The following is a 13062-nucleotide window of genomic DNA, read 5'->3' as shown; positions in this document are numbered from 1 at the left end:
AGAGGTGAAAAATATGGAAAAGATTAACGAAATAGCGTTCCAGATCATCCTGTACGGCGGCAACGGCAGATCCAATGCCATGGAGGCGATACAATATGCCAAACAGGGTGAATTCGAGAAGGCCGATCAATTGATTGAAGAAGCGAACGCCGAGCTCGGAAAGGCGCATAACCATCAGACGGAACTGCTCCAGCTGGAAGCACGCGGTGAAGGCACTGCAGTGAATGTCATACTGGTGCATTCGCAGGATCATCTGATGAATGCAATGACAGTGAGAGATATGGCAATTGAATTTATAGATCTGTACAGAAATGGAATCGGGAGGTAATATAATGGTTTTGAAATATCAGTTTCCGGAAGATTTCTGGTGGGGAAGCGCAACTTCCGCCACTCAGATAGAAGGCACGAAGGACAATGACGGCAAAGGGAAATCCATATGGGACCACTGGTATGAAGCTGAACCCAACCGCTTCTACCAGGGTGTCGGACCCGGAGTGACATCCAACTTCCAGGACACATACCGGGAAGACATCAAAATGATCAGGGAGATCGGCCACAACACTTTCAGGCTGTCTCTCTCATGGTCACGCCTCATCCCTGAAGGCACGGGAGAAGTGAACCGGAAAGCAGTCGATTTCTACAACGATGTCATCGATGAACTCCTCGCGAATGACATCGAACCTTTCATCAATCTCTTCCACTTCGATATGCCGATGGCCCTGCAGGAAATCGGCGGATGGGAAAACAGGGAGACCGTCGATGCATATGCTGAATATGCCAAAACTGCATTCGAACTGTTCGGGGATAAAGTATCCAAATGGTTTACATTCAACGAACCGATTGTACCGGTGGAAGGCGGTTACCTGTATGACTTCCACTATCCGAACAAGGTGGACGCGAAAGCGGCGGTACAGGTCGCTTATCATACTACAGTCGCCAGTGCCAGAGCGATAGAGATATTCCATCAGATGGACGTGAATCATGGTAAAATAGGTATCATTCTCAATTTGACGCCTTCTTATCCGAGGAGCCAGAATCCGGCTGATCTGAAAGCTTCGGAAGCAGCCGACCTTTTCTTCAACAGAAGCTTCCTCGACCCTTCCGTCCTCGGCGTCTATCCGGATGGCCTGAAGGAAATCGTGGAACTCCACGGCATTGCACCAGTGACAGAAGCCGGGGATGAAGCACTGATCCGGGATAATACCGTGGATATACTCGGTGTGAACTACTATCAGCCGAGGCGTGTTAAAGCGAAAGAGCACGTTCCGAATCCAGACGGTCCGTTTCTGCCCGACTGGTATTTTGACAACTATGTCATGCCGGGCAGAAAGATGAACGAATACCGGGGATGGGAGATCTATGAAAAGGGGATCTATGATATCCTGATCAACCTGAAAGAGAATTACGGCAACATCGAATCCTTCATTTCAGAAAACGGCATGGGGGTCCAGAATGAGAGCCGCTTCCTTAAGAACGGAGAAATCCAGGATGACTACAGGATTGAGTTCGTCAAAGAGCACCTGAAATGGGTGCATAAGGCACATGCAGAAGGCGCCAATGTGCTGGGGTATCACATGTGGACGACTATGGACAACTGGTCGTGGTCGAACGCCTATAAAAACAGATATGGTTTCATTTCCGTAGACATTGAAACCCAGGAAAGAACAATCAAAAAATCAGGCCGCTGGATCAGAGATGTCTCCAGGGAGAACGGCTTTGATGAATAGTAATTTTGAGGTCCGGGAAAAAACCGGGCCTTTTCCTGAATCAAGGATGGGTATAAAGGGTGGTAAAAATGTTGGAAACAAGGCAGCAGGCAATTGTACAGGAACTCATCAGGCATGACGCTCCCATGTCCGGCACACATCTCGCCAAACTGAACGGTGTATCAGCGCGCACAATACGGGAGGACATCAAACTGATCAATGTCCGGATTTCGGGGAACGGGGCGAAAGTCCAGTCCCTCATGGGCAGAGGCTATCTTCTCGAAATAGAGGACAATGAATCATTCAAGTCATTTTTGCAGAGTTTGACCAGTCAGGGTCCGCACACTCCGGACACGCATGCAGACCGCGCCGCCTACATCATATGCGAGCTGCTTCTGACACGCGGACATGTCAAATCCGAGGATCTGGCGGACGCTTTATTCATCAGCAGATCGACACTTCAGAGTGACCTGAAAGCCGTCAAAGGGATTTTGGCCCAATACGATCTCGAGATTGAATCCAAACCGAATTACGGTATGCGGGCAACGGGCACCGAAATGAATCTCAGGTTCTGCCTGAGCCAGTATGTATTTGACCGCAGAGTATACAAATCCGAACCGCAGTCCGTGTATTTTGACAGTGATGAACTCGGTGCAGTCCACAATACCGTGGCGGAGGCACTTGATGACAACCAGCTGGTCATGACGGATATTGCCATCAACAACCTCGTCATCCACATTGCCATTGCGCTGCGGAGGATCCGCGACGGCTATTCGGTCGATGAACATAACCCGTCATTGAATACGCTCATGAACCACCGGGAGCACAGCATCGCGAAGCAGATCGTCACGCAGTGCGAAACTTTATTCAAAGTATCTTTCCCGGCGTATGAAACCGTGTATATCGCTCTGCATCTGTCGGGAACAAAAATCATCCGGCAGATGAGCGGCGACATCGAAGAAGAGTATGACAAGGAACTGCAGCGGGTCATAGACCGGACTCTCAGGGAAGTGGACCGCGAGTACACGATGCAGATCCGGAAGGACAAGGAACTCCGGCTCTCCCTCCTGCTCCATCTGAAACCTGCAATCAACCGCTATCGTTATAATATGAATGTCAGAAACCCAATGCTTGCAGACATCCGGCAGCATTATCCACTGGCATTCGAAATCGCAGTGTTCGCCGGAAGGATCATAGAGTCGGAGACGGATACCGAGATGGATGAAAATGAAATCGGCTATATCGCACTGCACATCGGCGGCGCGATTGAGCGGAGCAAACTCCGGGATGCACCGAAAAAATGCATTGTCGTATGTGCCTCCGGCGTCGGGACATCGCAGCTCATCTACTATAAACTGAAAAACCATTTCGGACATTCACTTGAAATCATCGATACGATACAGTACTACAAACTGGAGGAATACCCGCTCTCGTCACTCGATTTCATCATCAGTTCCATCCCGATCGAATTGGGGATGCCTGTACCTGTCATCGAAGTGAACGCCATATTGAACGATAAAGATCTGAAGAAAGTCGAGTCATTCATCGTCCAAAATGAAAGCAGCAGGTTCACGGATTACTGCAGGGAAGAACTTGTATTCATCAATAAAGACCTGGACTCCAGAGATTCCGTACTCTCCCATTTTGATCGACAGCTGAGGCAGATGGGTCTGGCGGAAGATACATTCCTAGATTCCGTCATGGAACGGGAAGCTGTCATGCCGACCTCCTTCGGCAACCTGATAGCGGTGCCGCACCCGATCACGCCGCATTCAGATGAAACATTCCTCTCCTTCATGACTTTGAAGAAGCCGATTGTGTGGGGAGACTATAAAGTACAGCTGGTCTGCATGCTCATGGTCCAAAAAGGGAGCCGGGAGGATCTCCAGGTCATCTATGACAGTCTCGGATCGATCATCGAAGATCCGGATAGAGTATCGGAGCTTCTCAGCTGCAGCCATTCCCGTGAATTCATCAGAAAAATCAATACGTGAATATTTTACAGAGGGATCCATTTTGAAAAACAAGTCAAAATGGATTCTTTTTCAATGATTGGAGATTAGGTTTTTATCGCTGCACCCTATTAGTCCCCGGTTAAGTTGAAACTCGTCTCAATCATTTCAAAAACATCTTCCCTATCCATCATCATGCTCCCTGCGCCTGTATTTATGAGCGGTCAAACAAGCGGTATTTTTTGTTCATCCGTGTTTAATTATTACTCCATTGTTTTACCTTACGCGGTTGATATTCAAACTTCCTGCCAAAATAAACATTAAAAAGCTTGATATAATCTCTCCAAAATTATATGATTAATTTACTGATGTTTTTCATCAATAGTACATAGGGGCCATAGCTCAGCTGGGAGAGCGTTGCGCTGGCAGTGCAAAGGTCAGGGGTTCGAGCCCCCTTGGCTCCATCACATAATGAGAGACCGCTGGATTTTAAATCCAGCGGTCTCTTTTAAATTGTTCCGGCATGATACATTATTCCTTGTTTGAGGCATCCTGTTTTTTCTTAGAATTTTTTAAATGATTAATTACAGCCATGCTCGCAGCGAAAATAAGTGATATTGATAAAATATCAAGAAACTCAAATTCCTTTGTAATTATAAACTTCATAGCTGAATAAAGAACTAAAAAACAATAAAATTGAAAAGAAAGTCTTTGACTAATTTCATATTTAACACTCCCAAGATTCATACAACATCAAACAAACAAATCTTTCTTTGATAATGCCTCTCTTCTGATACTCAGGATATCCCGATTCAATTGAAAAATAATTAGATATCTTAACCCCTTTGAATTATAATCGATGTCATAAGGGGGACAATATAACATGAATTCTTTAATTTCTCCGGATGAAAGCTGGCTTCTGTGGGGGTTCCTCGTGGGATGGGCTGCAATCTCCATATACCTTGAACAGAGATTTGAATGGGCATCAAAATTGTCCGGGGCGATCATTGCGCTTGTCGGCGCGATGCTGCTCGCAAACTTCGGAGTGATTCCGATTGAATCACCGACGTACGACATCGTATGGGCCTACGTTGTACCACTTGCCATACCGCTTCTTCTATTCCAATCCAATATCATAAAAATCTGGAAGGAGAGCGGGCGCCTGCTCATGATTTTCCTGATCAGTTCCATCGGTACTGCTGCAGGCACGATTATTGCTTTCTTTTTACTTAGAAATCACATTCCTGTACTCAACGAAATCGGTGCGATGGTCTCCGCCTCCTATACAGGAGGCAGCGTGAACTTTGCTGCGATGGCCACCCGCTTTGATGTTGACGGCGAGACTGTATCTTCCACTGTGGTTGCGGATAATCTGCTGATGGCACTCTACTTCCTCGTGCTCATCGCGATTCCGGCGGTCGGTTTTTTCAGGAAGAACTATCATACACCGCATATTGATGATCTGGAAAAAAACGGTTCCGGAAATGACAATCAGGCGGCGTCCTACTGGAAGCGCAAGGAAATATCACTTAATGACATCGCGCTCGCTGTCGGAAGTTCATTCGCCATCGTTGCAGTGTCTTTCAAACTCGCGGAATTCTTCAGCAATGTGATACCCGCTGATGCGAATATTTTCCTGACTGTTCTAAGAGGCATCATCGGAGACGATTACCTGATGCTCACGACCATCACGCTGCTGCTCGTTTCATCCATCCCCAAATTTTTCAGCAGCATAAACGGTGCACAGGAGATCGGCACTTTCCTGATATACATCTTCTTTGTCGTCATTGGCGTCCCTGCGTCCATACCACTGATCATTCAGAATGCGCCGCTGATCCTTCTGTTCGCAGCTATCATCGTTTTCATCAATATGGCCATTTCCTTCTCGTTCGGGAAACTGTTCAAATTCAGTCTGGAAGAAATCATCCTGTCGAGCAATGCCAATATCGGCGGCCCGACGACCACTGCAGCAATGGCGATATCCAGGGGATGGACGAAGCTTGTCGGTCCGATCCTGATCATCGGGACGCTCGGGTATATCATCGGCAACTACATCGGCACGGGACTCGGCCTGTGGTTCGCCGGGATGATGTAGGTCAGGAGAATCTTGATCTAATGGTCGTTCATTTCTGATTCCATTGACTGTTAAAACTTTTAACGTACGTCGAAACACATTTTAAACGTACATTACTTTCAATCACTCATAAAAAGCGCAAAAAATCAGGCGTCTCATCCAATATCCGGAATGAGACGCCTGATTTTTTTAAGGATGGGAGACGATCAGTTCCATCTCTCCATCGAGTTTGATATCCCGCACTCCATTCGGCAAAATGAAGTGGATGCCTTTTGCCAGATCATACTTTTCACCTTCCGCTTCAATGCTGCCTTTCCCTTCTAAGACATTGACCTGCAGGAAATCCGCTGTAACTCTATGCCCGGCTTTCCCTGATACTTCCCATTTCTCTACTGTGAAGTAGTGTTCCTTGACGAGCTGCCGGATTTTCAAATCACCGTTTTCCATTGTTTCAAAGGACAGCGGCACATCCTCATGGGGGATCTGCGTCACGGCTTTTGCCTTGTCCAGATGCAACTCCCGCGTGTTTCCCGCTTTGTCTTTCCTGTCGTAGTCATATACCCGGTATGTGATGTCCGAACTCTGCTGCACTTCCAGGATTGTGATGCCACGTCCGATGGCGTGGATGGTGCCGCTTGGCACATATACGAAATCGCCCTTTTGGACTTTGACGTAACGGAACAGCTGCTCCCACTCGCCTTGATTCACCATTTTTTCAAATCCGGCTTTATCCGCTGCGGTATGACCGAGAATCAGATTTGCACCTTGTTCTGCATCGAGCACATACCAGCATTCCGTCTTCCCGTAGGGCACGCCTTCCACTTCCTGGGCATATCGGTCATCGGGATGGACCTGGACCGACAGATCATCTGCCGCATCCAATATTTTCACGAGGAGCGGATACTCGCCGTCACTCTTTTTATTGAACAGTTCACCACGGTTCTTCCATAACTGATCGAGAGTTTTACCTTCAAGTTTACCCCGGCTAACTCTGGAAGCACCATTCGGATGGGCGGAAACTACCCATGCCTCGCCTGTAGTCTCTGACGGGATTTCATATCCATATTCTTCACGGAGCTTCGTTCCGCCCCAAATCCTTTCCTGCAGTACCGGCTCTAAAAATATAGGTTCTTTAAACATATTACCCTCCATTAATTATGATAGCCTGATTGGACCCAGACCCTTACTTCCCAAGGGTGGATGATCAGCGGTTTCCACCCCATGCTGATGAACAGCCGGACCATCATCTTGTTGTTCACATCCACTTTCAAAAAAGCCTCTTCATGATTTTCCTGCAGCATTGCCATTCCTTTTGATAATAAAGGCACGCCGAGGCCTCTCCCCTGGAAATCAGGGACTACATTGAACCAATGCAGTCTGCCGTGCAGTCTATCTTTCACTGTACCGTGCCAGGCTGTGACGGTTCCGACAAGTTCTGAATCCTCATTCTCGATAAAAATCATATACTGTCCCAAATCAGATATTTTACCGAATTCCTTATAAAATCTCTTCAAAGCGTCTTTGTGACTGTCAAACTCACCTGATTCCAATAAAATGTTCGCCCAATCGTCTTCCAACCCTCTTTTGTAACGGACAAATGCATATCCTTCCGGCAAATTGAAAATCTGAACGTCGACAAGGTTATGCTGAAGATAAATCAGTGTTTTTCTCATGACAATCATCCTTATTTTACTTCATTCAGCAGTTCATACACTCCTTCTTTTGAGTCTGCATCCAGCAATTCATCCCTGAAATCATTATCCATCAGTTTACGTGAGAGCATCTGCAGTATTTTCAGATGTTCATCCCCTGCCGCTTCCATCGGCACAGCAATCATGAATATCAGTTTCGCGTCTGTACCATCCATGCTGTTCCAGTCGACACCTTCAGTGCTTCTGCCGTAGACCACCGCCGGACGTTTCACTGCATCCGACTTGCCATGCGGGATGGCAATGTTCATGCCCATCCCTGTCGTGCCTTCCGCTTCTCTCGCTAAAATCGCTTTCTTATATGTTTCTTTGGACGACAGAATCCCTTTGCCATCCAGTTTTTCTATCAGTTCATCGATGACTGCATCCCGTTCTGACGCTGCAAGATCCACTTCGATCAGGTCTTTATCCAGAATATCAGTCAGCTTGTTCACTTCAACTTTTTCTGATGTGGCTTCCTGCTCTTTTCCAACTGCAGTTACCGGTTCCGCCGCAGGTGCATCATTGCCTTCGCCTTCCAGTGACACAGCACCGGCGCCTGCCGCTTCCACTTCGACCGTTTTCTTTAGTGCGTTGACCATGAAGGCTGTAACAAGGACCCCGATAAGGGCTGCAACGAAGAACATCAGTACATTATCCACTGCACCGAGCACTGCGACAATCGGTCCGCCGTGGGCAACATGGTCACCGACACCGCTGATCATCGCAATGACTGCCCCGGCCATCGAGCCGGTGACGATGCTCGGGATGACCCGGAGCGGGTCCTGTGCGGCGAAAGGGATCGCCCCTTCCGTAATACCGAAGAGTCCCATTGTGAATGAGGCCTTGCCCGCTTCCACTTCCGCGGGATTGTATTTGCGCTTGTTGATGAAAGTTGCAAGCCCCATGCCGAGCGGCGGGATACAGATAGCCACAGCGATGGCGCCCATGATCGTATAGTTCCCCTCGGCAATCATGCCGACACCGAAAAGAAAGGCCACTTTATTGAACGGCCCGCCCATATCAACAGCAATCATGCCGCCGAGGATGATGGCAAGGAGTATGGAACTTGCACCCTGCATGCCTTCAAGCCATGTCGTCAGTCCTTCGAACAGTGCCGCCACCGGCGCTCCGATTACGTAGATGAATAAAAGCCCGACGATGATCGTGCCGATGATTGGCAGGAAAATGATCGGCATGACAGGCTCCATCGCTTTCGGCACCTTTATCTTCTTGAGTGCAAGGACGATATACCCTGCAAGGAAACCTGCAATGATTCCGCCGATGAATCCGGCATTTGCCTCCGTACCGTAAAAACTGCCGTTCGCTGCGATATAGCCGCCGACAATGCCCGGCGCAAGTCCCGGCCTGTCCGCAATACTATAGGCGATATATCCTGCCAGTATCGGGACCATGAAGGCGAAAGACGCACCGCCGATCGCTTCAACCTGTTTCCAGAACGAATCTTCAGGAATCACGATGCCGCCTTCGGTCTGCTCACCGCCGAGCGTCAGCGCAATCGCAATCAGCAGTCCCCCGACCACGATGAATGGAATCATGTAGGAAACCCCGTTCATCAGGTGACGGTAGACCGGGTTCTCTTTCTTTTTCTTCTCGGCCTTTACCTCGTCTGCTGTCTTCATCCCTGCTTTATACACAGGAACTTCATCCTGCTCAAACTTCGATATCAGTTCTTTCGGCTTCCTGATGCCTTCCTGGACTCCGACAACAAGAAGCTTCTTGCCTGCAAATCTTTCTTTTGATACGTCTTTGTCACTTGCGATGATGATGCCGTCCGCCGCTTCGATGTCCGCTTCCGTCAATTCGTTTTCGACCCCGATCGACCCCTGGGTCTCCACTTTCATATCAATACCGAGTTCATCCGCTGCCTTCTGTATATTCTCCGCTGCCATGTAAGTATGGGCAATTCCGACCGGACACGCTGTAATCGCCAATAATTTCATTCCCATATCCCCCTTGGATTTGTGTTCTATCTGTTCGGCCCATAGACTCTCTTATCTATACCCCCTTCTTTACCTGTAAGACGTTTATCGAGTGTGTTTTTCCAGTTTTTTGCAAGCAGGCTGCACGCAGCCAGACTTTCCGCCAGACCGAGATTATCCTTTTGTTCATGCATCACTTCATTGCACGCCCTGATGGTCCATTCCGGATAGGGACGGCTGACGCGTTCAAATGCATCCCCCGACCTGATCTTCCCTTCCTCGAGCACACGGAAATACCATCCCGTCCTGCCCGTCTTCTGGATTCTGAGCGCAAGGTCCAGTATTTTATGCCGTCTTGCCGGCTTCCAGCACGGACGCCTCGGCTGGGAGACCTGGATAAGCGCTTCGCCCAGCCTGTATGTATCTCCGATGCATACAGTTGTTTCGTCCATGCCGGTGACTGACAGATTTTCACCATTGCCGCCGGGACCGATATCCGCATCCAGTTCCCTCCGCCAGTCTTCATAATGTTTTACAGAATAGGCAAACACCGCTTTTTCCGGTCCCCCGTGATTTCTCTTGTCCGCCACATCGTCGCCTGTAAAACCCGTTTCGGATAAGAAGACCGCATCCTCGGTCTCCTCTTTGAATATTCCACTCTCCCACGGCCGTTCCAGTTTATCTTCAGCCTGCGGGTCTCCAAGCTGTTTCACGCCGCCGGTGAATAATTTATAAACCAAAGATTTTTCCAAGATCATCCCTCCAGATACTCATGAAAATCATGCAGTGTACAGTTGTTTCATCTATACTCCATTTTACCACTTAGTCCATGCTCACGCAGTAAATCGGCAGCGTTTCCACCCATGGCAGAACACAAGCCATTCATTTTCATTTTACACCCGGATATGAGATAATCATGATGATGAAACCGCTTAAAAAGTATTGAAATTTTCTTATTCTGAAAGGAAGGATACATGATGGGAAAAGTTACAAAACTGATTGGTACAGCGGGTGTGTTGGCGGGTACAGCATATTTATCGAAAGAAGATAATCGTAAAAAAGTGAAGCGCGGATTGGATAAGGCGGTATATAAGGCGACAAGCTGGACGAACGACCCTTATCTGCTCCACCTCGGAAAGCCGGATGAGTCACGCGATGCGAATATGGTCGATGAAGGCGCCATGACAAGTGTGCTGTATTATAATGAACTGCGGGACAGAGCGTCTGAAAAGGATGATGTATAGAAAAACTGGAAGGCCCGCGGGACCTTCCAGTTTTCAGTTTCATTCGTCCATTGATGGATCATTCAATTCCGTTACCGGCTCGCCGCCGCTGAATATCTTCTCAAGGTTACGGTTGATGGCTTTTTTAGGATATCTCGCTTTATAATTCTGCGATTTTGCCCATAACAGCATCTCTTCATGTTCGGAGTGCGTTTCATCTTTTATGATGCTGTAAACCTCTTCGAACCCGCCGACACCGCCGGAATCCTCGATCGGTCCAGGCCCTTTATGGCTGACGACCTCCGGTATCACCCGTTTATCTGTGTCCCTCTTCTCCAACACTTCAATTCCGTGCATCCAGTCGTCGCCATAGTCATAAATGTAGGTGAGAGTGCCGGATTCTGACAGAACCGGTTCGATGGATGTATTGCTCGCGAGCAGGAGTTCCGGTCCGCCCTCCGGGGAATAGGCGTCCTCCATTTCAAATTCATGCACAAAGATTCTGCAGTTCTTCCCGAAGAACGATGACAGGTGGCTACCCTGCCAGCCCATCGCTTTCTGGATGACAATATACAACTCATAAAAATTAAAATCTGCCGGCACCATGACTTCCCGCCATATCGGTGTATGGGCATCGTCCAGTGTGATCCGCAGCTTCAGGGCCTGATGCCCCGGCGCCGATTCTTCCTCTTCCCCGGAATACCTGTTTTCCGCATCATATATTCTGATCAGGCGGGTGAGTTTCCGGACAACATCCACATGTACGAAGCCGCTGTCGCTTCCTGACGGCAGAATGATGCGGTTCTTTATAAGGTAAAAATATTTATTCGGGTTGATATCAATTTCATAGTATCCTGACAATGGCCGGATTTTCGCAAGCCTCTGCATCAGATTGCGTTCGTCGGATTTGAGTTTTTCGGCAATTTTTGACATGAAATAATCGTCGTTGATATATGAAACGGACATATCTGCGAGTGCATCATCTTTTAAAATCTCATGGTAAAATCTTCTTAGATCCATTTTATCCTCCAATTATCAGGTGTTGAATTCAGTCACCGGATGGGCTTTGGAAAATCTCTTCTCCAGCCTGTTGTTGATCGCCGTCATCGGATAGCGTTCCCGGTAGTTCATCATCCGCGCCTTTTCGAATGTCCTTGCGTAATCCGGATGCTGCCTGTCGTTCAGAATCGCCAGCGTCCGCTCCAGACCTTCCGGTCCGCCGACGTTCTCGATCGGTATCGGTCCCGTATAGCTGCGGATGGCCGGCACCCGGTGGTCGATGTTGATGCGGTCCGCGATTGAAACCTTCACGACATATCCATCCACCGATTCATAACGGTAATAAAGTGCCCCTGCCCGCTCAAGCAGCGCGTCAATCTGTGTAAAGCTCGCGAGCAGACTGGTCCTGCCTTCATCCGGGCCCTGTTCCTCATCCATCAGGAACATCGATTCATAGATGGTGAACCCATCTGCAGTGAATCTTGAAGGGCTGCCGCTCCTCCAGTCCATGACTTCGCGGATAGTAAGATGGAGCTCGAAGAAGTTCATCCCCGCAGGAATCTGGACGATCCGCCGAATCGGTTCATGGGTTTCCATCACTTCAAACAGCAGGGCGTATGCATTGTAGTCGCCCCTGACGGACCCAGTCGATCCTCCGGGGCTTCTCCTCCTGACTACGGCATCGAAGTTCACCATCTTCAGGGCATCGAGCACCTTCTGGTGCATCACCAGAAAATTTGCATGCACTTTGACGATCAGACCCAGGTTCTTCGCTTCTGCCCATCTTGATTTCGCTTCATATACATTATAATCCTTTTCCACGTTATCCCGTATGATTCTGAATTCCTCATCTCCGATATGGAGCAGTATCTCCTCCAGAAACCGGGAGGATGTCAGCAAGGCCGTGATGTGACGCAGATAATCGTCTTTCTGATTGCCTTCGGTCTCGCTGCCGAGACGCCTGAGCATCGCTTTCAGCTCACGCCATGTCAGATTGTTGTACAGCCAGTAGATCGGCCCCCGGTAGATCTGCTCGAGCCTTCCGATATCCCTTGGATTGAAATCCTCATCCCTGTGGATGAACATATCGGCTGCAGGGAGCACGCCGGTATCTTTCAGGGCCGCATCGATGGCCTGGACGATGTCATGATGGATCACCCCTTCGCCGTCGCCTGCCTCGAGTATGTACTGGTAGTCGATCAGGGCATCGTATTTCGAAACATCATAATTTACATGATGCAGATTATCCGCCGTCTCCTCATCCACCAGGCTTCTGACGAGCGCGGCCTCACCCATGGAGATATGCTGTGACACTTCAGACAGCACCTCCCCGTCGGATATGCTGTCCACTTTATACCCGGCCAGCGCCTCGATCGATTCGAATGTCTCTTCGTTCATCAGATTGGCACGCACCAGTTCATTCTCTTCAAGAAAATGATTGAAAAAACTTTTCAAATCCATTTTCCCACCTCCTTTT

Annotated in this window: 11 protein-coding genes and 1 tRNA gene; 6 read left to right on the top strand and 6 right to left on the bottom strand. The window is 48.6% G+C overall.

Features of this window, described 5'->3' with window-relative positions; translation table 11 throughout:
* The first annotated feature begins 13 nt into the window (after window positions 1–13).
* From BM271_RS05235 to BM271_RS05215, 5 genes are all read left to right on the top strand, one after another.
* Complete coding sequence (locus BM271_RS05235; RefSeq protein ID WP_046791171.1) at window positions 14–328, top strand: PTS sugar transporter subunit IIA; 315 nt, start codon at window positions 14–16, stop codon at window positions 326–328.
* 4 nt (window positions 329–332) lie between these two features.
* The gene (locus BM271_RS05230; RefSeq protein ID WP_143544905.1) at window positions 333–1727 is read left to right on the top strand and encodes a glycoside hydrolase family 1 protein; all 1395 of its coding nucleotides are present in this window, start codon (window positions 333–335) and stop codon (window positions 1725–1727) included.
* 68 nt (window positions 1728–1795) lie between these two features.
* Window positions 1796–3700, top strand: a complete 1905-nt coding sequence (locus BM271_RS05225) for a BglG family transcription antiterminator (RefSeq protein ID WP_046791173.1) — start codon at window positions 1796–1798, stop codon at window positions 3698–3700.
* A gap of 349 nt (window positions 3701–4049) precedes the next feature.
* Window positions 4050–4122, top strand: a tRNA-Ala gene (locus tag BM271_RS05220).
* 419 nt (window positions 4123–4541) lie between these two features.
* Window positions 4542–5753, top strand: coding sequence for a DUF819 family protein (locus BM271_RS05215; protein WP_046791174.1), 1212 nt, complete (start codon window positions 4542–4544; stop codon window positions 5751–5753).
* 168 nt (window positions 5754–5921) lie between these two features.
* On the opposite strand, the gene manA is transcribed toward BM271_RS05215, so the two are convergent.
* From manA to BM271_RS05195, 4 genes are read right to left on the bottom strand one after another with little or no spacing between them, the layout of a single operon-like run.
* Window positions 5922–6872 (bottom strand): mannose-6-phosphate isomerase, class I, encoded by a 951-nt coding sequence (gene manA / locus BM271_RS05210; protein ID WP_046791175.1) that lies wholly within the window; start codon window positions 6870–6872, stop codon window positions 5922–5924.
* Window positions 6873–6883: 11 nt separating this feature from the next.
* Window positions 6884–7405 (bottom strand): GNAT family N-acetyltransferase, encoded by a 522-nt coding sequence (locus BM271_RS05205; RefSeq protein WP_046791594.1) that lies wholly within the window; start codon window positions 7403–7405, stop codon window positions 6884–6886.
* Window positions 7406–7416: 11 nt separating this feature from the next.
* A complete protein-coding gene (locus tag BM271_RS05200) occupies window positions 7417–9384 on the bottom strand; it encodes a PTS fructose transporter subunit IIABC (RefSeq protein WP_046791176.1) in 1968 nt (655 codons plus the stop codon).
* 26 nt (window positions 9385–9410) lie between these two features.
* A complete protein-coding gene (locus BM271_RS05195; protein WP_046791177.1) occupies window positions 9411–10121 on the bottom strand; it encodes an MOSC domain-containing protein in 711 nt (236 codons plus the stop codon).
* 219 nt (window positions 10122–10340) lie between these two features.
* On the opposite strand from BM271_RS05195, the gene BM271_RS05190 reads away from it, so the two are divergent.
* Entirely contained in the window at window positions 10341–10607 is a 267-nt protein-coding gene (locus tag BM271_RS05190; protein WP_046791178.1) for a hypothetical protein, read from the top strand.
* 39 nt (window positions 10608–10646) lie between these two features.
* Here the strand turns inward: BM271_RS05190 and BM271_RS05185 are convergent, their stop codons facing one another.
* Complete coding sequence (locus BM271_RS05185; protein WP_046791179.1) at window positions 10647–11606, bottom strand: plasmid pRiA4b ORF-3 family protein; 960 nt, start codon at window positions 11604–11606, stop codon at window positions 10647–10649.
* A 15-nt stretch (window positions 11607–11621) separates the two neighbouring features.
* On the bottom strand, window positions 11622–13046 hold the full coding sequence (locus BM271_RS05180) for an IS1096 element passenger TnpR family protein (protein ID WP_046791180.1): 1425 nt from the start codon (window positions 13044–13046) through the stop codon (window positions 11622–11624).
* Window positions 13047–13062 lie beyond the last annotated feature (16 nt).

Source organism: Salinicoccus halodurans, from assembly GCF_900114445.1.
GTDB lineage: Bacteria > Bacillota > Bacilli > Staphylococcales > Salinicoccaceae > Salinicoccus > Salinicoccus halodurans.
Note: the sequence above shows the minus strand (reverse complement) of the source record. Positions and strands in the feature narration are given on the sequence as shown.

Excerpts from the sequence above, each read along its gene's own strand:
- manA (WP_046791175.1), bottom strand. The coding sequence starts at position 6,872 with ATGTTTAAAGAACCTATATTTTTAGAGCCGGTACTGCAGGAAAGGATT.
- BM271_RS05195 (WP_046791177.1), bottom strand. The coding sequence starts at position 10,121 with ATGATCTTGGAAAAATCTTTGGTTTATAAATTATTCACCGGCGGCGTG.
- BM271_RS05190 (WP_046791178.1), top strand. The coding sequence starts at position 10,341 with ATGGGAAAAGTTACAAAACTGATTGGTACAGCGGGTGTGTTGGCGGGT.
- BM271_RS05180 (WP_046791180.1), bottom strand. The coding sequence starts at position 13,046 with ATGGATTTGAAAAGTTTTTTCAATCATTTTCTTGAAGAGAATGAACTG.
- BM271_RS05200 (WP_046791176.1), bottom strand. The coding sequence starts at position 9,384 with ATGAAATTATTGGCGATTACAGCGTGTCCGGTCGGAATTGCCCATACT.
- BM271_RS05205 (WP_046791594.1), bottom strand. The coding sequence starts at position 7,405 with ATGAGAAAAACACTGATTTATCTTCAGCATAACCTTGTCGACGTTCAG.
- BM271_RS05215 (WP_046791174.1), top strand. The coding sequence starts at position 4,542 with ATGAATTCTTTAATTTCTCCGGATGAAAGCTGGCTTCTGTGGGGGTTC.
- BM271_RS05185 (WP_046791179.1), bottom strand. The coding sequence starts at position 11,606 with ATGGATCTAAGAAGATTTTACCATGAGATTTTAAAAGATGATGCACTC.
- BM271_RS05230 (WP_143544905.1), top strand. The coding sequence starts at position 333 with ATGGTTTTGAAATATCAGTTTCCGGAAGATTTCTGGTGGGGAAGCGCA.
- BM271_RS05235 (WP_046791171.1), top strand. The coding sequence starts at position 14 with ATGGAAAAGATTAACGAAATAGCGTTCCAGATCATCCTGTACGGCGGC.
- BM271_RS05225 (WP_046791173.1), top strand. The coding sequence starts at position 1,796 with ATGTTGGAAACAAGGCAGCAGGCAATTGTACAGGAACTCATCAGGCAT.